This window comes from Nitrincola tibetensis (assembly GCF_003284585.1).
Taxonomy (GTDB): Bacteria; Pseudomonadota; Gammaproteobacteria; order Pseudomonadales; family Balneatricaceae; genus Nitrincola; species Nitrincola tibetensis.
The window spans coordinates 293,340-316,517 of the sequence record NZ_QKRX01000003.1; the positions used below are offsets into that span (position 1 = coordinate 293,340).

The following is a 23,178-nucleotide window of genomic DNA, read 5'->3' on the forward strand; positions in this document are numbered from 1 at the left end:
GAATATCCCAGAAAAGTGGAGCGAGAAGTCGCTGCATGCATTGAGCGCATGCAGCGAAGTACACTTGCGATTATTCGAAGTTCTGACCTGAGCAGGTTTTGGTGACTACGTTGTAGTTACCGCATGAGAGTGGCTTGCGCCAATCTGAAATAATATCTTTTGAACCTTCTAAGAAATCAGACCACGCATCGCCAACAACGGTGCTAGGTGTTTGCCAAACCACTTCAAACTGACCATCGGATTGAATCTCACCGATAAAGACAGGCTTGGTGATGTGATGGTTTGGCATCATGGCGGCATAGCCACCTGTTAAATTAGGAACGGTGACGCCGATAATGGCTTCTTGCACGGCTGATGGATCCGTGGTGCCTGCTTTAGTAACGGCTTCAACCCACATGTTAAAGCCGATGTAATGGGCTTCCATTGGGTCATTGGTGACACGATTGGTGTCGCCCGTAAAGGCATGCCAAGTGTCGATAAACTCGTCATTCGCTTCAGTGTCGATGCTCATGAAGTAGTTCCAAGCCGCTAAGTGTCCGACTAGGGGAGCGGTATCTATACCCGATAGTTCTTCTTCACCCACCGAGAAGGCGATGACTGGGATATCTTCTGCAGACACCCCTTGTGCGCCTAACTCACGGTAGAAGGGTACATTCGCATCACCGTTAATGGTGGATACAACGGCTGTTTTCTTGCCTTCACCACCGAAGCGACGAACGTCAGAAACGATGGTCTGCCAATCAGAATGACCGAAAGGCGTGTAGTTAATCATGATGTCGGCTTCTGCAACCCCTTTGGATTTCAAGTAGGCTTCAAGAATGCGGTTGGTGGTACGTGGGTAGACATAATCAGTCCCAGCCAGTACCCAGCGCTCAATACCCAGCTCATTCATTAAGTAGTCAACGGCAGGGATGGCTTGTTGGTTAGGTGCGGCACCTGTGTAGAAAACATTTTTGGATGACTCTTCACCTTCATACTGAACGGGGTAGAACAAAAGTCCATTGAGTTCTTCAACAACGGGTAAGACGGATTTACGTGAAACAGATGTCCATGCACCAAAAATAGCCGCTACCTTATCGCGTTCAAGCAGCTCACGGGCACGCTCTGCAAACAATGGCCAATCCGATGCAGGGTCAACAACAACGGCTTCTAACTGCTTGCCTAAAACGCCGCCTTGCTTGTTTTGCTCTTCAATCAGCATCAACATGGTGTCTTTCAGTGTGGTTTCACTGATGGCCATGGTGCCGGATAAAGAGTGCAACACGCCTACTTTGATCGTGTCGGAGGCTTGAGCGGTGATTGCCGCAATTGACAGAGCTAGAGCACAGGTTGCAGTGGCCAGTTTCTTGTTCATCTGTTTCATCGGTCAAATCCTATCTGGTTTAAGGTTTGATGTGATACAGCATTAACTGTGCCAATTCTTTGAACTCCCTGTAATTGAAGGCTGTGGACCTCATTAGCGTTGATTGGATTATGATGCTTTTAAAAGGCTTGCCCTGTGTTGGTGCGAAAGAGATTTTAATGACGCTCAATTATAGAGCGGAGGCTGATCTCACTACTCATAGATGGTAGTGTATAAGGTTTAGGCTAAGTCTTTGAATAACATTATCTATTTAAAACGAAAGTGTTTAGCTTAGGCTTTTGGGTGTACTTTTTGGTTTAATCGGAGTATTACATATAGAGTTAGCGTATCTAAAATCGGTAGTGCTCAGAGGTGTTGGATGAAAATAGTTGGCTTCCGATTGGAGAATATCGCGGGCTTGAGTCAGTTAAACGTGACGATGCCTGCTTATTTAGAGGACTCGGGTCGTGTGACTTTGCTCAGTGGCGGTTGTGGTACAGGTAAGTCGGCCGCCCTTAGAGCGTTGGCTTATGGGCTGACCTGGTTTTCTGCACGACTAAAGAATGACAAACTGAACGGTAAAATGTTTCCGATTAGTGACCTAAAAGAGGGCGCGGATCATTGTTCAATTGAAATTCGAGCGGAAGATTCCAGTGTTGAAGGCACGTTGAGCTGGGCGCTGACGCGCAAGAAAAAGGGCGCTGGGTTTGCTGATCGAGCCGAAATCAGCGAGATGATTGCGGTGACACAGCACTATGCTCAGCAGCTTCAGCGCGATGCAGAGAGCGGTATACCTTTAGTGGCGTACTACCCGTCTGATCGTTCATTTAGTACGCCCAACTTTTTGCCCAAGGGGTCTTTGAATCACCCGTTAAATGTTTTGGATAATAATGTTCCGGATAGCGTCGATTTCGTCACTTTTTTCCATTGGCTGCGTGAGCAAGAAGACCTGGAGAATGAGTTGCGTGGTCGAGCGATGAGCTTAAGTTTAGCCAATGCTCGCCGTCAACACGCGCATCCTGAAATATCCACCCTGTATAAGGCTTTGGAAGTCGAGCGTTGTCAGTCAGCACATCCACCGATGACTGCATTGCGTCAGGTGTGGAAATACGTATTGCCTGAGTTGACGGATATTCGTATAGAGCGCCATCCTGCGCCACGCTTGCTGTTTGATAAACGAGGAGTCACCTTAGAGTTGCATCAACTTTCGAGGTCTGAACGTCAGTTATTGGCATTGAGCGGAGATATCGTTAAGCGTTTATGCCAAACCCATCCATTGAGTCTGACGCCTTTATTGGCCAACGGGATCATCCTGATTGATGATATTGATAACTCGCTTGATGTGAAGATACAGCCGACGATTCTAAAAGCCTTGGCGCATTTATTCCCGAATTGTCAATTTATCGTCAGCGGACAAGCCCTCGCACTTAAGCACACGGATTTACCTCTGGTTCACTATTGTCTGGACAAGAAGGCACAAGGAGAAGCGCAAGAGGGCGGTACCACGCGCTTGTTGGCCGCCCCCTTGGGTAAAATGAGTCAATCCCTGTCGGGAGAGGAGTCTTGATCTAAGATAAGGCGCCCGCGAGGCTGGTCTTGAACGCGTATTTGTTGGCGATCAAACCAGCCTTGATTCACCTCTAAGGCGTAGCGAACGGGTTTGTCTGAACAATGAGTTTCGTCAGACAAAGGCTGCATATCACTCATTTGCAAAAGCGTGAATTGCGCATCGAAAAAACCAATCGATAAGGGAATCAATGTATTACGCATCCAAAAGCAGAGTTGCTCTGGCCTTTCAAAAATGAACAGCATCCCCGCATCTTTTTCTAGGTGTTCGCGCCACATCAGGCCTCTTGAACGTTGCGCTGGTGTTTGAGCCAGTTCAATATTGAGTAGTTTCCCACTGATCTCAAATCTAGCCGTATCAAATGCGTATTGGTCTGCTTTTACCGACGCCGCAAGGCAAAAAAAACCGATCAGGCCTAAAAAGCGAATACGATTCCCTAACAACATTGGTCTTAGTCCTTTTGCTGGGCGACTTTACGTGCCTTTTTTTCGGCTCTGCGTCGTTCAGCGGTTTGAAGCGCATCGGCACCAATATGTGCCTCACCGCGTTTTTTGGCTAAATCCAATTGCTTTTGTCTTGATGCGTAGCGCTCACGCTGCTCCGGGGTTTGTTGATCAAAGCAATGAGGGCAGCTAATGCCTTCTTCGTAATGCGGGCTGAGCTTATCCTCTTCAGACAAGGGGGCTCGGCATCCGGCACAGAGCGAATAGTGACCCGGTTGCAGGTCATGATCAACAGTGACACGATTATCAAATACAAAGCATTCGCCTTCCCATAAAGACTCCTCTTTTGGCACCTCTTCAAGGTACTTCAGAATTCCGCCATGTAAATGATAGACCTCTTCAAAGCCTTGCTCTTTTAAATAGGCCGTGCTTTTTTCGCAACGTATGCCACCTGTACAAAACATAGCGACTTTCTTGTGTTGCTCAGGATCTAAATGTGTTTTGACATAGTCCGGAAACTCACGGAAGGTCTCTGTTTTCGGATTAACCGCTCCTTTAAATGTGCCTATGCCAACCTCATAGTCGTTACGTGTATCCACCAGGATGACGTTTGGATCGCTGATTAAGGCGTTCCAATCTTTCGGCTGCACATAGGTTCCGACGACTCTCTTAGGATCGATGCCTTCAACGCCAAGCGTGACAATTTCTTTTTTCAATTTCACTTTCGTGCGATAAAAAGGCTGTTCGTCGCTTAATGACTCTTTGTAGTCAATTCCAGAAAACACTTCGTATTGCGCAAACCAGTCTTTCAACGCATCAATGGCTTGGCGAGAGCCCGCAACCGTGCCATTAATGCCCTCGGCCGCCAGGAGTAATGTGCCACGTATGCCCTGCTGTTCAAGGGTGGCCTGTAAGGGGGCTCTTAGCGCTAGGTGATCTTCCAATGTGACAAATTTATATAGCGCACAGACAACGATTTTAGACATAGTTTCCTCCAGCTCAACAGTTCTAGCCTAACTGGGCTGATTAGCATAGGAAGACGTGACGTGCGGGCTAGGGCAAGTCTTCCAGAATGAATCGATAAATGAATTGGTCAATATTTTACCAGCTTTGTTTCGTTTGTGCTCGACTCCATAACGCATCTAACTGCGTTAACCATAGGCTCATCCGCGACCAGGCATTTTCGGCTGGATAGGTCGGCAAGTGGTGCATCAGAAATTGGCGTTCCGTTTGTGTTAGTTGCAGCATTCGTTGCAGTGCAATGGCATCTATCCACGGGTTTCCACGTGTCGCATATTCCCAATCGATTAAAATGACTTGTTTATTGCTTAGCAATAAATTTCCTGGATGAATATCTTGATGAATAAAGCACATCATCTCGTCACGCCAAAGATAAGACTCCGCCAAGAGTGATGACGCGAGCGCATCTGTGTCCGCACCATGTCCAGCTAAGTCCGCATAGTTTTTAATCAAGGCTGTGTAGTTCATCTGGTGACCCTGAAAGGGGATTTGCCATAGCTCTGTGATGCTGTGCAACAGATGTTGGCGTTGCGAAGGGGTTAGGGTCTGAGGATCAAATGTATGAGTAGCCTGATCGTAAAATAAAATACCTTCTTCCAGATACAAACACACTTTGGGCGCCCAGCTTCGCCCGTCGAGGCACTGCAAGGCAAGACGCTCGGCGATTTGTGAGCTGCCAGGTTGGTGATGAATACGCTCACGCCAGATATAGCGTTGGCTACCACAGGTTAAACGCCAATGCTGGTTAGCCGTACCTGCACCTATATAGTCGATGTCAGGCAGAGTCTTTAACCAAGTGATTAACTCAGTAGGGAGATGAAGGATGGGTTGGTTTGTCATTGAATGCGTTGGTATACTAAGTCGAGTCTCATCGGGGTGCCAAAACAGTGCAGGTTAAATCTGTAGATCAGTTGGCTGAGAGTATACACCCGTTGAACCTGATCCGGTTAGCACCGGCGTAGGGATTGAGCCATGCTTTGCTTTTAATGCTTGTCTTTGTCTATAGCCGGTAATCCCAACCTCCTTATTTTTGTGGATGCCGTTCGTTATGAAATCATCGTTACGATTATTGTCAGCACTGGGTTTATCACTCTGTTTCACGACCTTGTCAGCCAAAGAACTCACCGTGTATACCTATAGCTCATTTACCAGTAGCTGGGGGCCAGGGCCTCAACTTAAGACGTTATTTGAAGCTCAATGCGACTGTACACTCAACTATGTGAGCAGTGACGACGGGGTTAGTTTATTAAATCGGCTGAGGCTTGAAGGTGCTTCAACGCGGGCGGATGTAGTCTTGGGGCTGGATGATGCGTTAATGGAGCAAACCCGCTCACTGGGCTTAGTTCAGCCCCACCAGTTGGATTTGTCGAATTGGCCGCTTAATCCTGACTTAGCCTGGACAGATACCGACTTCATTCCGTTTGATTATGGCTATTTTGCCTTTATTTACGATACACATAAAATCGAAACTCCAGTGGACTCATTGGAGGCCTTGTTAAACAGCGATGCCAGTATTATATATCAAGATCCAAGAACCAGTACGCCAGGGCAGGGACTGATGCTCTGGATGCAAAAGGTGTATGGCGAAGATGTGCACCAAGCTTGGCAACGTTTAGCACGCAATACCGTGACGGTGACGAAGGGATGGTCGGAAGCTTATGGAATGTTTCTTCAAGGTGAGGCCGATTATGTGCTGAGTTATACCACCTCTCCGGCGTATCATGTGGTTGCAGAAGAGAGCGATCAATATCAAGCTGCTCTTTTTACAGAGGGGCACGTCGCTCAAATTGAATTGGCCGCTGTGACAGCCCCGAGTAACCAAGTGGAGTTGGCGCAGGCATTTTTACAATTTTTGTTAAGCGAGGAGGCACAAACGGTTATTCCAACAACGAATTGGATGCTTCCTGTGCGTACAGACATTGAGTTGCCTGAGGTGTTTTTGCAAACCAAACCTCAGCGGATAGGTTTCTCTCCCGAAGAAACGGAAGCTGGGCGTGAAACTTGGTTAAGGACTTGGCGCAATGCGGTCAGTCGCTAGCTTGATGGAGATCAATAGGTAGGCTCATTCAATGAGCCTTGTACATTATTTAAAAGGATATGTTATGTCTCAGAAGACTCGTCTTGCTTTACGTGGAATGCGTTGCGCTGCCTGCGTCGGTAGCGTTGAAGATGCACTTAAAAAAGTCTCTGGCGTGCAATCCGTTAGTGTCAATTTGGGCGATCGAAGCGCAAGTGTAGAAGGCGATGTTCCCGTTGATGCCTTAGTAATGGCCGTTGATGAGGCAGGTTTTAAGGCAACACCGATGAGTGCAGAGTATGGTGAAGCGGAGCGTCAGGCGGAAGAAGCACAACATCTTCAGGCCATTAAGCGTCGAACTTGGGTAGCATTACTGGTGGGTGTTCCACAGATGCTGTTCATGATGACAGGGCACCTTCCGATGTTAGACGAGGCGCGTCTACTCTGGGCGTTGATTGGGCTTGTGACCCTTGCAATGATGATCTACTCCGGTGGTCATTTTTTTGTAGGGGCTTGGACAGCTCTGAAGCATCGACACGCCACCATGGATACGCTGATTGCCCTAGGAACAGGGAGTGCTTGGCTCTATTCAACCTTAATGGTGATTTGGCCTGAAATCGTGCCAGCTGAAGGCCGACATGTCTATTACGAGGCTGCGGCATTTATCATCGGCTTGGTGAATTTAGGTCAGGTATTGGAGACTCGTGCACGAGGACAAGCATCGCAAGCCATTCGGGCGCTGATGCAGCTACAACCGGATACGGCGACATTGATTCTGAGTAATGGCGACGAAAAGCCCATGCGTTTGGCCTCCTTGCAAGCGAGTGATTTGCTGAGAGTGAAACCAGGTGAGCGTATCCCCGTAGATGGCGTTTTAGCCGAAGGCGAAACTCAGGTCGATGAGTCTATGTTAACGGGAGAGCCGCTTCCTCTACTTAAAGCCAAAGGGGATGTCTTGTCTGCAGGCACCGTCAATCTCTCTGGCAGTATTAAGATGCGTGTTCGAAAGGTAGGGGAGGAAACAACCCTTGCAAGAATTATAGAGCAAGTACGCCAAGCCCAAGCACAAAAACCGGCAATCGGTCGTCTGGCCGATGATATCAGCCGAGTCTTTGTTCCAGTGGTCATCGTGATTGCTCTGTTAACGGCTTTTATTTGGTGGTTAGTGGGTCCTGATCCATCAAGTGCTTATGCATTTACAACCGCAATGGCTGTCCTTGTTATTGCCTGCCCGTGTGCGTTGGGGCTAGCAACACCTATGTCGATTATGGTCGGTGTTGGACGTGCGGCTGGACGGGGAATCTTGATTCGAAAAGGGGACGCATTACAAGAGTCCTCGCGTTTAGATGTGATGGTGCTGGATAAAACGGGCACTGTAACTGAAGGCAAACCACGTTTAGTGCACTTGGAGTGCCTAGCTGAGGATGCATGGCCTGTCTCGCTTGATTATGACGTCGACAAAAACGATTGGCTGTTGGCACATGTAGCAGCGTTAGAGCGAGCATCCGAGCACCCGCTGGCCAATGCACTTGTTCAAGCATCTGAAGAGAAGGGCTTAACGCTTGCCCAAACAGGCATCCCAGAAGTGTTTGCAGGCCGAGGTTTGGTCTATGACGACCAGAATTTGACCTGGGTTGTGGGAAATTTGCGCTTGATGGATGAGCAAGGCATTCATGTAACATCAGCGACTAAAGAGAGAATTGATCTTCTTTCTGATCAGGGTAGTACAGTGGTGATGGTCGGCTTGCAAGGTCAGTTGGTGGCCTTGTTAGGCATTGCAGATCCTATTAAAAACGATAGTTCAGAGGCCATTGCTCGTTTGAAAAAGGCCGGCGTAAGAGTGATTATGATGACGGGCGATAGTGAACGAACTGCTTTGGCGGTGGCGGCTCAAACGGGGATTGACGAGGTGATTGCCAGTGTCATGCCTGCACAAAAATCGGACAAAGTACGAGAGCTACAAGCGCAAGGTCTGCGAGTGGGCATGGTGGGTGATGGTATAAACGATGCCCCTGCCTTAGCGCAAGCCAACGTTGGCTTTGCCATTGGCACAGGAACGGATGTCGCTATAGAAAGTGCTGACATTACTCTGATGCGGGGATCTTTGCAGGGGGTTGCCGATGCCATGATCATTTCACGGGCAACTTTGCGCAATATTCATCAAAATTTGTTTGGTGCGTTTATCTACAACTCATTAGGTATTCCACTTGCAGCAGGCATACTTTTTCCGTTGTCAGGATGGTTGATGAATCCAGCCTATGCCGCCGCTGCTATGGCACTATCATCTGTGACAGTGGTCAGCAATGCAAACCGTTTGCGTCTGATGAAACTCGATTAATCTTTAGGCTTTACCCTTTGCTCCGCCGAAGGGTATAAGGGGACCCTTTTGCCGCGTCTTGATCAACTGCTTGGCCCTCTTCTGCTGAGCTTTCTGCTAGCCGTTAGCGTCGTTGCCTTTTTGGCGTTAATGGGCTGGGGGCGCTCTGCCGCCGATATGAGCTTACTGAGTGAACCTTGGTTTTGGCAAGTGTTGCAGTTTTCTCTCGTGCAGGCTTTGTTAAGCAGTGTCTTGTCGGTGCTCTTGGCGATACCAGTTGCTCGTGCCTTGGCGCTGGATACGGGCTTAGTGGCGAAGGCTTGGTTTTTACGCTGGTGCCTGTTGTGCTTTGTGATGCCCTCCTTAGTTTTGATTACAGGGCTAGTGGCGTTGTTTGGTCGTTCGGGGTATTTAACCCCTTGGCTAGGAGAGCATTGGCGATTTTATGGGCTGAATGGCATTCTGCTGGCACATGTTTTTTTAAATCTACCCTTTGCAATACGGGTATTCTGCCATCGCTGGCAAATGATCCCTGAAACAGCTTGGAAATTATCGTCTCAATTGGGGTTTCGAGGCTGGCAGGCCTTTTGGTTGGTTGAGTGGCCTGTGCTTAGAGGTGTTATTCCGGCTGTGGCGGGCTTCATTTTCTTACTCTGCTTTAATAGTTTTGCAGTGGTCTTAGCCTTGGGGGGAGGACCATCGGCAAGCACCCTTGAAGTGGCCATTTACCAAGCCTTAAAGTATCAGTTCAATCCGGCAGAGGCGCTGTTTTTAGCTTGGACTCAGTTGTTGATTGTTGGCGTGTTGTACTTGCTATTTCGGCGCTTAGGAAAGCTGGAGTGGTTGTCACCTGCTCAGCATACAGGGTGGCGATCTTCTCAAAGTGCAGCGGTGATACTGACTGGGCGTTGCGCCTATGGAATGGCGATCTTGTTCTTGGTGCTGCCCATCCTAACGCTGGTGCCTGCAGCGATGCGTGTTAATTTGGAGACCTTTCCTTGGGGTGAACTGATGCAAGTCACCTTGCGCTCCCTAGGGTTTGCATCACTTGCCAGTCTTTGTTTACTTATCTGTGTAGTGGGCGTGTTTTCGGTGTGGAGACAGTCGACTTCAGAGCGGGTGCGTGGCGTCATTGAAGCCATTGCGCTTCATCATCTGATGATTCCGGGGATGGTGCTTTCCGTGGGTATTTATTTATTCTTTTTACCCTACTTGAGCTGGCATGAATGGGGGTGGGTCGCCATTATCCTTTTAAATACGCTTGTTGCATTACCCTTTGCGTTTACTCAGCTCAAGCCTGCCGTTTTTGAATATGATCAACAGTATCGACGGCTCGTTTCGGATCTTAAACTTGGTGCCTGGAGGCATTTTTATTGTGTATATTTGTCCTATTTACGGCCAACGCTTCAGCGTGTCCTCGGAATGAGCTTTGTGCTGGCGTTAGGGGATATGGCCATTTTTTCAATTTTTGGAAGAGATGAGTGGCGAACCTTGCCTTGGTTAATTTACAGCTTGGCGGGTTCTTATCGAATGGCCGATGCCGCTTTAGCCGCATTATTACTGATGGGGATTTCCATGTTGGTGTTACGAGTATTGGAGCCTAGTCATGAGTCCAAATAAGGTTGGGTTAGATGTGCGTGGCTTGCATATTCGACGCGAATCACTTTCTTGGTGCTATGATTTTCAAATTGCTTCAGGGCAAATTTTGGCGGTTATGGGGGAAAGTGGGTGTGGCAAAAGCACCCTGTTGGATACTCTTGGTGGCTTTTACCCAGCAGACCAAGGGCAGATTATTCTGGGAAAACAGTGTATTCAAACGCTAGATATTCGTTTGCGCCCAGTATCGACTTTATTTCAGCAGTATAATTTGTTTGAACATTTAAGTGTCGAGCAAAACCTTAAATTGGGATTTTCTAAAGCATCACCAACAGCGATTCAATGGCAACAAGTTGAGCAGGCCTTGGCACTATTGGGTGTCCAAGAACAACTTAAACGAAAGCCTTCTTTGTTGTCGGGAGGTCAGCGTCAGCGCATTGCTTTAATTCGAGTGATGCTGCGTGAACAGCCAATCGTTTTATTGGATGAGCCCTTTAGTGCGCTGGATGCTCAAACACGAAAGCTTTGTGGAAACTGGGTGAAACAGATATGCCAAGAGCAGCAAAAAATAGTGCTAATGGTCACACATGAAGCGATGGATGCTGAGGCATGGGCCGATCAGACATTGTGGGTTCAGCCTTTACAGAGAACTGATGCCTGATCGGTTCGGTCAAGAATAACGAACAAGGGACTATTTCCCAACACGCTCAATCGCTTGACCACCTCGTTGAACATCTTTACCAACGCCTTGAATGGTGTTGCAGCCTGCAAGGATGGAAGCGGTTAAAAGTACTAGACAAATTAAAGCCGCTTTTTTTGTATCTTTAAAAGACATAGAACTTTCTCCCAACTGAATCATTTATTTAAGCGATTATAAAGCGAGATAGGGGTAAGCTAAAGTCTTGACTATATTATTTGAGCCTAGACGCTTAGCTCAGGTATGTCTTGCAGGCAAAAGCATCGTGATCATAAACACCTTCGGCAAAAAGTGTGGCAATGCACCCACTTGTTGCCGAAGGATGTCGTTCCGATTACTTCAGTTCAACCGCAAAACCGATTTCAAGACCATAATCATCCGCTTTTATCCAAAGCTCTGTATTCTTATAGAGCGAAGAATAGCGAGATAATTCATTTCCGCTGAGCTCATCACCAAACGGACTCATTTGTTCAGCAAATGGAATCAGGGCTGAGTAAAAATGGTCGGTCAGGTGTCCGTAAAGCATCAGTGGTTCGCTGTTGGATGGAGCCTTCAATGCATCCGAAATGACGGCAGGTGTATCAATACCAAAGCCAACGGTCAGCGCATCTGAGCTCATCGCTGCACTAACACTTGGCATACCTGGTGGTAGCATTTCAGGACTTAGATTTTTGACTTCACCATTATTGCTTAAACCAAGGGCTGCAATTTGAGGAACAAACGAGCTTGCCATGGATAAAAGACCTTGAGCATTCGGTGATGCAAGAGTCAGTAGGCCCGTTCCAGAAGGCTCATAATTCTGGATAAACAGGCTGTCAATACGCAGTTTTAAGCCAGTGATAGCGGGTGCTGACATCAGCAGCATAGGGTTGTTTAACGAGTCGCTGATGTCTGCCCACATGCTGTTAATCCCTTGAAGGTCATCACAGTTAAAGGGAGCTTGTTGTACTTCTAACGCGTAGCGTTGGAAGGTTTGGATGAGGACGGGTAAGTTCAGTCCCAATCCAATACTGGCTAAGCTATCCGCTTGACCGAGCCCAGGAACATTGGCTGCAAAGGTTTTTAAGTCTGCCGCTAATGCCGAATCGGTTTCTAGGATGGTATTCATCTGGAAGCGATCAGGGCCATATTCTTTCATGCCAATCGTTAAACCAGGAAAGCGTTTGATCAGACGATCAATGTCTTGTTGGCACTCACCTGCATCTAAAGCTGGCATTTCGACTGCATTAAATAACGCTTGGGATGCAATGTGTTCAGGTTGCGACAACTCAGAGAATAAGCGAGCAGACGACACTTGTCCCGCACCGTAAGGTGTAAAGGAGTGACGCTGTTCCAATTGAGCGAGCACTTGATTGTTGGCTAGGTTATCCGTTGGTTTGATCTGACCTAAAAGCGTCGCCAGAACATCATTGTCAGCTGTGCTGGGCAGCAACGTAAAGATCGCCTGCTGCTCGTGAATTGCTAAGACCAGCTCAACAGGCCATTCGTCACTGCCACCTAAAGACCAGTACTGGATATCTTCAAAGCGTTTTTTGATAGGAGTGAGGTTGGCATCTGTTAGAACGCGCTGAATCATGGTTTCAAAAGCGCTTTCATCATGTAGCTCTATTCTGAGCACTGGTACTAGGCCTAAACCATAAATAGCGGAGTGAGCGTTAGGTTTTAGTCCCGCATTGTGGAAGTCTTCAAGCGTCTTCAGAGCGGTGAGTTCTTTACCAATGGAGAGAGCAATATCCAGAATCATCGCTTCTTCAGACGAGTTTACTTGATCACGATAGTCACGCAGGGTTGCTAAATCTTCATCTAAGTAGCGGAAATAGCCACTGCGTTCTATGAGTTCCAACGCATCCTTTTCGCTTAGAACTTCTCGGCTTGCGAAGAAGTAAGGGGAGCTGGATGGAATGTAGCTCAGCAACCCTTCTGTGGTTGCGACCGAACTCTGCGGTGTTGATGGAGTCGGAGCTGACGTTTGAGTGTCAGACTCATTACTGCACCCCACCAAAAAGGTTGCGCAAAAAACGGCAGTAGCGAGGGAGCGAGCGTGAAACGTTTTCATAAATGTCATTCCTGTGACCGAGTAAATGTTAAACAATCATTTTAAGATAGGTGCTATTTTAGCTTGCGCTCTGAATAAATCCATGTATTCCTGTTAAAACTATTTGAGAAGCCATCGCAGCTAGAATTAGCCCTGTGATTTTACTCAAAACGTTTAATCCCGTTCGTCCTAGAATTTTCTCCAGCCATGATGCCATGTGTAAACACACGAGGAGAAAGATTAAGGCTAAGAGTAGACCCGCTACTCCATATAAAATTTCAATGCCTTGCAGCTCTGCCCCGTAGACAAGAATGGCACCAATGGATGCAGGTCCGATAATGGTTGGAATGGCAAGTGGAACAACGGAAATATCGTCACGCTGCTCCTGTGGGACTTCGGCATTGGCTCGAACACCATCTCGAACGAGGCTTACAGCTGATAAAAACAGGAGAATGCCGGCGCCGATTCGAAAAGAGTCGAGTGTAATACCTAACACGGTAAATAGTTGAGAACCAAAAAATAGTAAGATTAAACTAATGCAAAGCGCTGCAAAAACGGAGCGATTTGCAATTGAACGTCTGGCTTTGATCGTGTCCATTCGTGTCAGAGATAAAAACATCGAGACGACAAAGAAAGGCGCAAATAGGAATATAAATTTAATCCAGATAGACAGGAGAATGGTCATAGGGGCTTTTAATAGTAAGGTCTGTTGTTAAGATGAGAGATCATCAGCATCTTGTCGATATGTTTGGATATTGACCATTTCAAAACGTGATTTTCCGCTTTTTTTGGCCTTATACATCGCAGTATCGGCTTTTTTGAGTAGATTGTGAAGAGGGATATCGGTTTGTTCAGTATAGACAACGCCTATACTGGCTGTGATGCTAACGGTTTGCTGGTTTGAAAGCGTATAGGGGTGTGCGATGGCATCTAAAATTTTACCTGTGACGCGGGCAGCCTTTTCATCAGAGAGTAAGTCATATAAAACGACAACAAACTCATCACCACCGAGCCTGACACAAATATCGCCTTTTCTAACTGCATTAATGAGTTGAGCGCCAACATGTATTAAAAGCTCATCTCCGGCATCATGTCCGTACTCATCATTGATGGGTTTAAAGCCATCGAGATCGATAAGTATTAAAGCGGTTCCGGCATTCTGAGATTCGGTGAGCAGTCGCTCAAATTTAAGCTCTAATCCTCTGCGGTTTAATAAGCCTGTGAGTTTGTCTACTTGAGCGGCTTCTAACGCCCGTTCTTCAGATAGTTTGGTATTGGTAATGTCGTTAATGACGCCCTGGATATAGCCTTCTTCAACGAGGCTAAGGACTAAGTGTAGCCAGCAAACCTTTTGGTTGGCGGTGAGTGTTCGTAGCTCAGTATGCACGGGCATTTCTGTTGATAATAGGGTTTCTATATTGTGTTGAAAGCGTTTGCTCTCCAGCTTTAATAAGGAATTTAGATGAATTTGATGATGGTCGATACCCTTAATACCAAAAATATTCGCAAACCAAGGGTTCCAGTCGATCAGCTCGCCAGTTTGCTTAAAGGTAAAAATACCGGTTTCTGCATTCTCAAAAATTAAGTGCCATTTACGCTCAGCCAAGGCATGGGTGTCTCTAAGTTCACGTTCAGTGTTTAATAGCTGGCGCATTTGGGTAATGATCAGATTAATATCCGATGAAAGCTTACCGATCTCATCTTTTTTATGCCCTGCAGGGGGAGTGATTTGCAGTTGGCTATCTATATTTAGCTCATGTAAAGCGATTGATAATTGACGGATGGGACGCGTCACAATAAAGGTGACTGCTAAAGCAACGGCGATCAGAAGGCTAGCAACCACAGAAATCAGAATGGCACCGATAAATCGAGAGAAGGTACGTGCATCTTCACGTAAGCGGTCAGCTGCTGGGAGAATTGATAACTCACCTATAAGTTCATTGGCATCAAAGGGGGAGTAAAGTGGCAATGAAATACGTTCCATCCCTCTTGAGGATCTAAGATGAGTTTCCTCAAGAAAAATTAACTGTATTGTCGAATCACGAAGTTCAACTTCCGCTACACTCCTGTTTTGGATGAGTCCTTCTGCGACTTCTTTAGCTAACTGAAAGTCTTGGGCAAAGGCCGCAACTTTTGCGGTTCCCTCTACGGCCAGCATCAGCTCAAAAAGACCTTGTTGCAGGCGTTGGTTTTCTCGATGTTCTATCATATTGTGGCTAATGAAAGCGACTACTAGACCAAAGACTGTTCCAATTAAAAATATGATGAGAGTGGTGCGAACCACGATGCTCGCCTTAAACGACAGAGGTCTATTTTGAGATGTAGAGGTGTCATTATTCAATCAAGGTTACCACTCTGAGTTCGTCAGCTACGAGATCGGCTGGGCTGTAAGAAATGGCATTGTTATATAGTTCTAGTTGATTTTTCAGCTCTTGGAAAGAAAAGACCTGTCTTGGTGGTCGAGTTTTTCCGGAAAAGCGCAATCTTGCCCAGTAGGCGTTGATTTCGGATATGTCTCTATCGACTAAGTCGCGATAAAATTCAGAACGATAGGGTTGAAAGTCGATAACCTCAATGATTCCAGTATGCGGAAGACTTTTAACACGACCAAAAAATAGGTGTACGGCTTGTTGTTTTGTGATTTCAGTAATTTGGCTATTCTTATGAACAACTAGCACGAGATTGTTCGACTCAGCCAATAGTGTCTTCATCGGAGCAGAAGCGATTAGTAGGATCAAAAATGTGTGCACCGCGAAGATCTTGGACTTCATTAGAAAATATAATCCAGTGAAAGAGAGTATAAATTCAGGTTTTTGTTACGCAGTAGTGGCGTGTCGAAATCTTTTAGCAGTGCAGATTTATCGGCCTCTATCCGATCGAATTGAAACTTTAGTGCGGCCGAGGGTGTGACATCATAACGTAAACCAAGGGTTAAGGTTTTTTTATCTGTGGCTAAATAACGCGTTGCCAAAGTATAGGTTGTTTCAGCTTGCGAAAGATCGGGTAGGCCGGGACCGCTAGGAAATGATAAGGGTTTATCTTTCGGAGTAATATTGATGTAAGAAAAGCCAACATATGGCTTAAACTGACCCACGCGATAACTGCTTTCCAACATTGCCGCCCAGCCATCATTGGATGGAAAGGTAGAATAATTAAACTTCGTGGCGATGAAAGTGTGTGAGTAAGGGCCTTTGTCCCATTTTCCACCGATTCCCAAAAAGCTAATCTTACTGTTGCGTTCAAGCTCGTCAGCATAGCCAGTCGCTGCCGACAACCCAGGAAATGGCAAGCGTCCAAGGGCTCTTAAGTCGTTGGCCGTATTTTCGTAATCGTTGGCGTTTCTTCGGTGTATTTGTCCAATAGCGAAGCGCATGGATACGTCGGCACTTGACCAATCGAAGGTTGCACCGTAAACGTATCCCTTACCCGCCGAAAAGGATCGATCTTGAAGAAAGTAATTGCCTCTAACTCGTCCCGCATATACTTTCGTTTTGAAAATAAAATCATTAATTGAAAGCGGGATAACATAATCAAACCCATCAAAATGGTCGTACATAATTTGACCATAGATATCGGGTGAGGGTCGAATGCTTGTATACGCGTAGCCTAAATGACGAGAGTCACCGTCTGTGTATATGTCAAGACTCAAGCGTCCTAATCGTAGTTCATGGCTGTTATCGAATTGATATTTAGTAAAGGCGAAAGGAATCATGGGTGCCCAGCGTCCTTTATCGTCCAGCCTCAAGACCGATTGAGCCATAAAATACAGCTTGGGGTGGGCTTCATATCCAATTTGCAGGCCTAAATTGCTATCGGTATTGGTGTTTAAATGACCACTGCGCGCATAACGAGCTTGCTCAAGATTGCGCCGATAACCCACCCCATCCTGAGTGTGATGTGTGATGCCAAGAGAGCCAAAGCCATTAATGTGCCAAGGACGTTCGTTGGCAGAACTTGCAAAGGAGGCCGTCATACAGAGGGTTGCAATAATAAAGAAAAAAGTCTTCATACGAACGGCCTTTGGTTGCTACAAAAACAGGAAGTTACTGATCAACTCTTTTCCGCCCTCCGTAGCAAATGACTCTGGGTGAAATTGTATACCATAAATCGGATAAGTCTTATGTTTTACCGCCATTATTTCAAAGCTTTCTGCAGAGATAGAGCGAGACGTATCTCGGAGTTCATCAAGTGAAATATCTCCTGTAATGGCCGTGATCTCCAGCTCATTCGGAAAACTGGCGTATTCAGCCATCAATGAATGATAGCGCATGATTTCGAGTTGATCAGGGATGTTACGAAAGAGATCTTGATGATGGTGAGAAATGGCGCTAATTTTGCCATGCATTGGGAGTGGTGCTTTGATGATTTTGCCACCAAAAACATGCACGATGCCTTGCATACCTAAGCATACACCTAATAACGGAATCTTAGGGCCTAGCTCTTTAATGACTTGCGCACAGACGCCAAAGTAGTGCTCATCATCCGGTGAGCCTGGGCCCGGTGAAATAATGATCCTATCCGGTTGCAGTGCTTGGATCTCTTCAAGTGTTATCTCATTGTTGCGTTTGACCCAAACGTCAAACTCACTGATCACTCCAGCATTGCAGGCACTGCTTAAAATCTCACCGATGTATTGGTATAGGTTGTAGGTAAACGAATCATAGTTATCAACAATCAATACTTTCATTTTGCGGATTCCTGGCTGCTCGTGAACATCTCTAATGCCTTACGTGTACCTGCAAACTTACGTCGAATTTCCTCATACTCATCTGCAGGATTCGAGTCATAGACATTGCCGCCACAGGTTTGAACATAGGCTTGGTTGCCTTTGGCAAAGACGGTACGAATTGGAATAGCAAAGGTACAATCACCATTGAATGAGAAGTTCCCCACGGCACCACCGTATGGACCACGACCATCGGTTTCGAGGTCGTCAATGATTTTCATGGCTTCAATTTTAGGGGCACCGGTTAGTGTACCTGCCGGGAAATTACTGGCCAGTGCTGAAAACATGTCTTCTTTTTCGTCGATGATCCCAACAATTTCACTGGAAATGTGTTGTACATGGCTAAAGCGTTTGATGTCCATCAGACTGCGGACTTTGACTGTACCAAAGCGTGCGACACGGCCAATATCGTTGCGGTGTAAATCAACGATCATATTGTGTTCAGCAATTTCTTTAGGATCGTTTAATAGCACTCGGGCTAGAGCTGTGTCCTCTTGAGCATCTTTACCACGTCGAGTAGTGCCAGCGAGAGGGAAGGTTTCCATCTCACCTTGGCGCAGTCTAAACAAGAGTTCAGGGCTGGCACCGATGAGTTTCTGGTCATCAAATTTTAGGTAGTACATCTGCGGTGAAGGATTGACCTCGCGCAGTTGCTCATACATATTGAGTGTGTCACCTTCAAAGCGTAGGTACTTTTTGAAGCCGACTTCGCACTGAAAAATCTTACCTTCAATAATATCCTGCTTAACCTTCATCACGGCCTGAGCATGCTCTTGTTCGGTCATGGTTTCATGTGTGAATTCAATGCGTAAGGGCCCCATACCTTCAAAAGGCGTTGCCATTATTTCGTGAATAAGTTGGATACGATTTTCGCTGTAGTAAAAATAAATGATCTCGCCCGTCATTTTGTCGAGAATCAGTCCATCTTTATAAAGCCCAAAGCGGAAGGATTCAAACCAATCGTTGGTTTTCAGCGATAATGAGGGTTCGAAGTAGCTCATCGCATCGTAGCTAATGTAGCCCGTTAAACCACCGGCATACTTTCGTGAAATGATGTCTTGCGGCATAATTTCGCGCAGCAAGTAGTATGGATTCTCACTCTCGTAGTGCTCTTTGTTGCCTAGGCGATCTTCGATTGTAAGCTGCTTACCCTTGGCGTAGAGCAATTGTTCTGGATCAAAGCCAATAATAGAGTGACGTGAAAAATGACTGTCCTCACCCAAAGACTCCAACATAAAACAATGAGTGAAGCGTTTTTCGATTTTGCAGAACAAATCAAAAAAATCGCAGTCAGTCGTTAGTGTGATGTAGTGTGGCTTACGAGGAAGCTCGATTTTTTTCGGTCGGTTAGACATGATGAACTCTTGTTAGTCACGTTTGAGCGCACGAGCGCCACGGGAAACGGTTGCGATACCCACACCGAGCTGCTCAGCAATTTTGCGCTGAGGAATACCCGCTTGCAGCATTTTTAGAATCTGGAGGCGTTTAGGAATTTCATTAAGTTCAGCGGGCGTGAGCAAACTTTCCAGTAGGCTCATCAGACTATCATGACTATCGGCCGCTAAAATCGCATTCAAAAACGCCTCGGTATAAGGGTCTTTTGTATTCATGTACTAGTACGCTATCACATTATTGTGCAGATTGGTAGCGTTGATGTAAGGTCGCGACGCGATCAACGTAGGCCCGTGTTTCAGGAAAGGGAGGAATGCCGCCATAGCGCTGAACAGCACCAGGGCCTGCATTATAAGCGGCAGTCGCCAGGCGAATATCGCCGTTATATTGACGCAGTAAGGCTGAAAGGTATTTAACGCCACCACCGATATTCTCGCGGGCATCCATGGCATTGCGAACGCCCATATCGGATGCTGTGCCCGGCATCAGCTGCATTAAACCTTGTGCGCCTTTTGGAGAAATTGCACCCGGATTAAATGCTGATTCGGCATGGATCACGGCTCGAATGAGTGCGGCATCGACCTGATGCGTTTGTGCGGCTTGATTGATTTCATCTTGGTAACGGTCTGTGAATAAGCGTGTGCTTCTCCAATTGATACCTGAGTCAACGCGACAGGCGTAACAGTCAAAGCGGAGGACGGTGTAATCAACGCCGTCTAAAGGTCGTTGATCGGTAAATGCAAGGCTACCATCGCGTGTCCTGTAGGAGAACACCGAGCGTGTTTGTGAGCTGCTCGCTTGACCCGAACGTCCGGTATTGGAAAATTCGACTCGGCCGTCAGGGTGGACGATGCGTTCGATGCTGCCGTTAGCGCTTGCCAGTGACGTGGTTAGACCAAGGCTTATGGCTAGGGTTAGTTGTGTAAAAAAACGAGTATCCATACGATAACCTTCAGCGAATGACCTGCCAATCAAAGATAGGAATCATACCTTCTGAGACTTTTGAAGACCATAGGTTTTCAGTCGCGAATACCCCCAACACCTCACTTCAGCTAGCCAATGTGAGCCTTTTTTATGTAGCGGGTTTCCGTCTGCATACGAGCATTCAGCGTCACTTGCCCTATGTAGATCAAGGTGGGCGATTGCAATGCCATTAAGGTCACGCATTCTGTCATTTCGGCCAGTGTGCTTTTGATCATGCGCTCATTTTTATGCGTTCCGTTTTCAACAAATAAAACAGGCCAGTGGGCGGGCAGTCCATGTTTTTGTAACTCTTGGCTGATGGTTGAGACCTTGGATAAGCCCATGTAAAAAACCAAGGTTTCATCGGTTTTCGCTAAGTCGGCCCAATTGATATCACGATCATCACAAAAATGGGCCGTGATCAGTCGAAGTCTGGGTGCGATTCCGCGCTCGGTCAGTGAAAAGCCTAATCCCGCCGCACACCCTGCCGCGGCCGTAATGCCAGGAATGATGCTGTAAGGAATATGAGCGGCTTGCAATGCTTGAATCTCTTCGGTGACGCGGCCAAAAATCAAAGGGTCGCCCCCTTTTAGGCGTACCACCTTAAGACCTTGCTGACCTAGCTCGACCAACAGCTGATTAATGTCGTGCTGTGACATCGAGTGATGGCCTTTGCGTTTGCCTACGTATATCCGTTTGATGTACGCAGGGATCTCGTCGAGCAATTCTTTGCTCACCAGCGCATCGTAAACGAGGATGTCTGCCTCAAGAATCCGTTGCCAGCCTTTGCGTGTGATCAGTTCTGGATCACCGGGGCCTGCTCCAACTAAGGCCACTTGACCTTTGCGCCCGTGTCCACGGAAAAATGATAAGAGCCCACTAAGACCCTTTTCCATCTTTATAGAGGAAAAACGGCTTTGAAAAGCCAAAGGGCTGAACGGATGTAGTGCTGGCATGGCTGACTCCTAAGCATAAAAAAACCCGCAGGTCGTTAGGACGTCAATCCTGTCAACCTGCGGGCTACGTTACCCAATTTCATTGAATGCTAGACTGAACAAGCATCTATGTTTACTTCATGCTTATTGCATATGCAATTTGTAGGCCATTTAATAAATGGCCAGATTTGAAGGTGTGTCGAGCATTTGGCTGCTTTTTTTGCGCTTTGCTGGGGCATTGATGGTTCACTTTGCTATAAATAGAGGCTTAATGCTAAAAGGATGGATCTGCCAAAAACGAGCAATTACGGTAGTATTGGTTTTTTATCTGTCGTTGAATTTAAATAATGTCCAGCACGCCCACTTCCTCCCCTCGAATATTGCTTCTTTCGGCTTACGATGCGGCCAGTCATAAGCGCTGGCGAACTCAGCTTATCACCGCTTTACCTGAAATGAGTTGGCATTCGTTACTCTTATCACCCCGTTACTTCAGTTGGCGTATTCGAGGAAATGCCTTGAGTTGGTTCCAACATCCGCAATTGCGAGAATCATGGGACCTATTAATCTGCACGTCTATGGTCGATCTTGCTGGGCTGCGCGGCTTACATCCTCATTTGGCCAAAACACCGGCCTTGCTTTATATGCATGAAAATCAGTTTGCCTTTCCAGACTCTGGTCGCCAGCATAAAAGTTATGAACCGCAAATGATCAACCTCTACAGCGCCTTGTCTGCCGAACAGATTTTGTTTAACAGTGAGTGGAACCGCCAAAGTTTTATTGAGGGAGCCAGTGCACTACTCAAAAAACTGCCAGATGAAATCCCTGTCGGTTTGATGGATCATATTTTCGAGAAATCATCGATTCTTCCTGTGCCGATTGAGGATGAACTCTTTGCGGCGCGAGAGTTGCCCATTAATCAGACTCAGCCACATCTCTTGTGGAATCATCGTTGGGAGTACGATAAGGGGCCTGATCGTTTAGCGTATTTTTTGGATGCGTTACTGGAGCGCAAGCAAGATTTTTCACTCAGTCTAGTGGGGGAGCAGTTTCGAAAGCAGCCGGAGGCTTTTCAGTGCATACGTGAGCGTCATGTGGAGCGAATCGTGAACTGGGGCTTTATGGCTGACGTATCAGAATATCGTAGGCTTTTAACGCAAGCGGACGTTGTGTTATCAACGGCGCTGCATGATTTTCAAGGATTGTCGATGCTAGAGGCCATGGCCGCAGGTTGTATTCCTTATGCACCAAAGCGCTTGGCGTATCCTGAGTATATCAAGGCACCTTTTTTATATGCGAGTGAGTTGAATGAACCAATAAAGGAGGCGGAGCAGGCGGCCGATCAATTTGTGCAATTATTGCAACAACCACTTGATGCTCAGATGCCAGATCCGTGGCGTTTATCGCAATTGCTGCCTTTATATCGTACCGCCATCAAGGCTTTACTTTAAGAGGAAGGTGGATGACGAGAGATTTATTTGACGATGAGTGTTCACCCGCCCCATGGGTACAAGAGATTGGCGAAGATGCCGTCATTTTAAGACATTTCGCTATTGCACAAGTTGACGCGCTGCTGGAGGATATTCATAACCTTCAAGATTTGTCTCCTTTTCGTCGACAGCAAACTCCCGGTGGGTTTTGGATGTCGGTGGGCATGAGCAATTGTGGTTCCTTTGGGTGGATCAGTGATCGCAAGGGGTATCGTTATGTTGCTATCGATCCTGTGACGGGGAGCCCTTGGCCAGCCATGCCCGATTTATTTTATCAAGTCGCGGTAGAGGCGGCAGAGCAAGCGGGCTTTAAAGACTTTGTGCCGGATGCCTGTTTGATTAATCGTTATGAAATCGGAACAAAGATGTCTTTGCATCAGGATAAGGATGAGCAAGACATGTCACAGCCGATTGTATCTGTGTCGCTAGGGCTGCCCGCTGTTTTTATGTTCGGTGGGCAGAGTCGTCAAGACCCCGTGCAGCGCTTTCCTTTATTTCAAGGGGATGTGGTGGTTTGGGGTGGTCGTTCACGACTCAATTTTCATGGAGTTAGGCCCTTAAAAGCAGATCTGAATGCTCCAAATGGACAGGGAGATGTTCGCTATAATTTGACGTTTCGTAAGGCTTTTTAACACATAGCA

Annotated in this window: 22 protein-coding genes and 1 riboswitch; of the genes, 7 read left to right on the plus strand and 15 right to left on the minus strand. The window is 46.8% G+C overall.

Annotation, left to right across the window (positions count from 1 at the left end):
• Positions 1 to 70: 70 nt before the first annotated feature.
• Positions 71 to 1,354: an urea ABC transporter substrate-binding protein gene (gene urtA / locus DN062_RS05730; protein ID WP_420811663.1), complete on the minus strand. Its 1,284-nt coding sequence runs from the start codon at positions 1,352 to 1,354 to the stop codon at positions 71 to 73.
• A gap of 367 nt (positions 1,355 to 1,721) precedes the next feature.
• On the opposite strand from urtA, the gene DN062_RS05735 reads away from it, so the two are divergent.
• Positions 1,722 to 2,909, plus strand: coding sequence for an AAA family ATPase (locus tag DN062_RS05735; protein ID WP_112158359.1), 1,188 nt, complete (start codon positions 1,722 to 1,724; stop codon positions 2,907 to 2,909).
• Here DN062_RS05735 and DN062_RS05740 read toward each other — a convergent pair.
• The 3 genes from DN062_RS05740 to DN062_RS05750 all read right to left on the minus strand — a co-directional run bounded on the left by DN062_RS05740 (position 2,882) and on the right by DN062_RS05750 (position 5,212).
• Positions 2,882 to 3,355 carry a DUF192 domain-containing protein gene (locus tag DN062_RS05740; protein WP_112158360.1) on the minus strand — a complete coding sequence of 158 codons (474 nt, stop codon included), beginning with the start codon at positions 3,353 to 3,355 and terminating at the stop codon, positions 2,882 to 2,884. The genes DN062_RS05735 and DN062_RS05740 overlap by 28 nt on opposite strands.
• Before the next feature lie 5 nt (positions 3,356 to 3,360).
• Positions 3,361 to 4,338, minus strand: a complete 978-nt coding sequence (gene trhO / locus DN062_RS05745) for an oxygen-dependent tRNA uridine(34) hydroxylase TrhO (protein WP_112158361.1) — start codon at positions 4,336 to 4,338, stop codon at positions 3,361 to 3,363.
• A gap of 115 nt (positions 4,339 to 4,453) precedes the next feature.
• The gene (locus DN062_RS05750) at positions 4,454 to 5,212 is read right to left on the minus strand and encodes a phosphotransferase (RefSeq protein WP_112158362.1); all 759 of its coding nucleotides are present in this window, start codon (positions 5,210 to 5,212) and stop codon (positions 4,454 to 4,456) included.
• Positions 5,213 to 5,234: 22 nt separating this feature from the next.
• Positions 5,235 to 5,354, plus strand: a riboswitch (TPP riboswitch).
• Between the two features lie 66 nt (positions 5,355 to 5,420).
• Here DN062_RS05750 and thiB point away from each other — a divergent pair.
• From thiB to DN062_RS05770, 4 genes are all read left to right on the plus strand, one after another.
• Positions 5,421 to 6,410, plus strand: a complete 990-nt coding sequence (gene thiB / locus DN062_RS05755; protein ID WP_112158363.1) for a thiamine ABC transporter substrate binding subunit — start codon at positions 5,421 to 5,423, stop codon at positions 6,408 to 6,410.
• 64 nt (positions 6,411 to 6,474) lie between these two features.
• The gene (locus DN062_RS05760; RefSeq protein WP_112158364.1) at positions 6,475 to 8,727 is read left to right on the plus strand and encodes a heavy metal translocating P-type ATPase; all 2,253 of its coding nucleotides are present in this window, start codon (positions 6,475 to 6,477) and stop codon (positions 8,725 to 8,727) included.
• 48 nt (positions 8,728 to 8,775) lie between these two features.
• Positions 8,776 to 10,326, plus strand: coding sequence for an ABC transporter permease family protein (locus tag DN062_RS05765; RefSeq protein ID WP_112158365.1), 1,551 nt, complete (start codon positions 8,776 to 8,778; stop codon positions 10,324 to 10,326).
• Positions 10,313 to 10,963, plus strand: a complete 651-nt coding sequence (locus DN062_RS05770; RefSeq protein WP_112158366.1) for an ATP-binding cassette domain-containing protein — start codon at positions 10,313 to 10,315, stop codon at positions 10,961 to 10,963. Before DN062_RS05765 ends, DN062_RS05770 begins: the two co-directional genes overlap by 14 nt.
• A 30-nt stretch (positions 10,964 to 10,993) precedes the next feature.
• Here DN062_RS05770 and DN062_RS05775 read toward each other — a convergent pair whose 3' ends face one another.
• The 11 genes from DN062_RS05775 to cobA all read right to left on the minus strand — a co-directional run bounded on the left by DN062_RS05775 (position 10,994) and on the right by cobA (position 21,071).
• The gene (locus DN062_RS05775; RefSeq protein ID WP_112158367.1) at positions 10,994 to 11,137 is read right to left on the minus strand and encodes an entericidin A/B family lipoprotein; all 144 of its coding nucleotides are present in this window, start codon (positions 11,135 to 11,137) and stop codon (positions 10,994 to 10,996) included.
• Positions 11,138 to 11,333: 196 nt separating this feature from the next.
• Complete coding sequence (locus tag DN062_RS05780; protein ID WP_112158368.1) at positions 11,334 to 13,055, minus strand: hypothetical protein; 1,722 nt, start codon at positions 13,053 to 13,055, stop codon at positions 11,334 to 11,336.
• A gap of 58 nt (positions 13,056 to 13,113) precedes the next feature.
• Positions 13,114 to 13,719: a MarC family protein gene (locus DN062_RS05785; RefSeq protein WP_112158369.1), complete on the minus strand. Its 606-nt coding sequence runs from the start codon at positions 13,717 to 13,719 to the stop codon at positions 13,114 to 13,116.
• A 27-nt stretch (positions 13,720 to 13,746) separates the two neighbouring features.
• On the minus strand, positions 13,747 to 15,318 hold the full coding sequence (locus tag DN062_RS05790; RefSeq protein ID WP_112158370.1) for a sensor domain-containing diguanylate cyclase: 1,572 nt from the start codon (positions 15,316 to 15,318) through the stop codon (positions 13,747 to 13,749).
• Between the two features lie 49 nt (positions 15,319 to 15,367).
• Entirely contained in the window at positions 15,368 to 15,805 is a 438-nt protein-coding gene (locus DN062_RS05795) for a hypothetical protein (protein ID WP_112158371.1), read from the minus strand.
• On the minus strand, positions 15,805 to 17,043 hold the full coding sequence (locus tag DN062_RS05800) for a hypothetical protein (protein ID WP_112158372.1): 1,239 nt from the start codon (positions 17,041 to 17,043) through the stop codon (positions 15,805 to 15,807). Before DN062_RS05800 ends, DN062_RS05795 begins: the two co-directional genes overlap by 1 nt.
• Positions 17,044 to 17,061: 18 nt before the next feature.
• The gene (locus DN062_RS05805; protein ID WP_112158373.1) at positions 17,062 to 17,721 is read right to left on the minus strand and encodes an anthranilate synthase component II; all 660 of its coding nucleotides are present in this window, start codon (positions 17,719 to 17,721) and stop codon (positions 17,062 to 17,064) included.
• On the minus strand, positions 17,718 to 19,115 hold the full coding sequence (locus DN062_RS05810; protein WP_112158374.1) for an anthranilate synthase component I family protein: 1,398 nt from the start codon (positions 19,113 to 19,115) through the stop codon (positions 17,718 to 17,720). Before DN062_RS05810 ends, DN062_RS05805 begins: the two co-directional genes overlap by 4 nt.
• Positions 19,116 to 19,127: 12 nt before the next feature.
• Positions 19,128 to 19,370, minus strand: a complete 243-nt coding sequence (locus tag DN062_RS05815) for a Trp family transcriptional regulator (RefSeq protein WP_112158375.1) — start codon at positions 19,368 to 19,370, stop codon at positions 19,128 to 19,130.
• Positions 19,371 to 19,389: 19 nt separating this feature from the next.
• Complete coding sequence (locus DN062_RS05820; protein ID WP_112158376.1) at positions 19,390 to 20,094, minus strand: lytic transglycosylase domain-containing protein; 705 nt, start codon at positions 20,092 to 20,094, stop codon at positions 19,390 to 19,392.
• Between the two features lie 110 nt (positions 20,095 to 20,204).
• Positions 20,205 to 21,071 (minus strand): uroporphyrinogen-III C-methyltransferase, encoded by an 867-nt coding sequence (cobA, locus tag DN062_RS05825; protein WP_112158377.1) that lies wholly within the window; start codon positions 21,069 to 21,071, stop codon positions 20,205 to 20,207.
• Positions 21,072 to 21,397: 326 nt separating this feature from the next.
• Between cobA and DN062_RS05830 the strand changes: the two genes are divergently transcribed.
• Both DN062_RS05830 and alkB read left to right on the plus strand, forming a co-directional pair.
• On the plus strand, positions 21,398 to 22,498 hold the full coding sequence (locus DN062_RS05830; protein ID WP_112158378.1) for a tRNA-queuosine alpha-mannosyltransferase domain-containing protein: 1,101 nt from the start codon (positions 21,398 to 21,400) through the stop codon (positions 22,496 to 22,498).
• Positions 22,499 to 22,509: 11 nt separating this feature from the next.
• Positions 22,510 to 23,169, plus strand: a complete 660-nt coding sequence (gene alkB, locus DN062_RS05835) for a DNA oxidative demethylase AlkB (RefSeq protein ID WP_112158379.1) — start codon at positions 22,510 to 22,512, stop codon at positions 23,167 to 23,169.
• Positions 23,170 to 23,178: the final 9 nt, after the last annotated feature.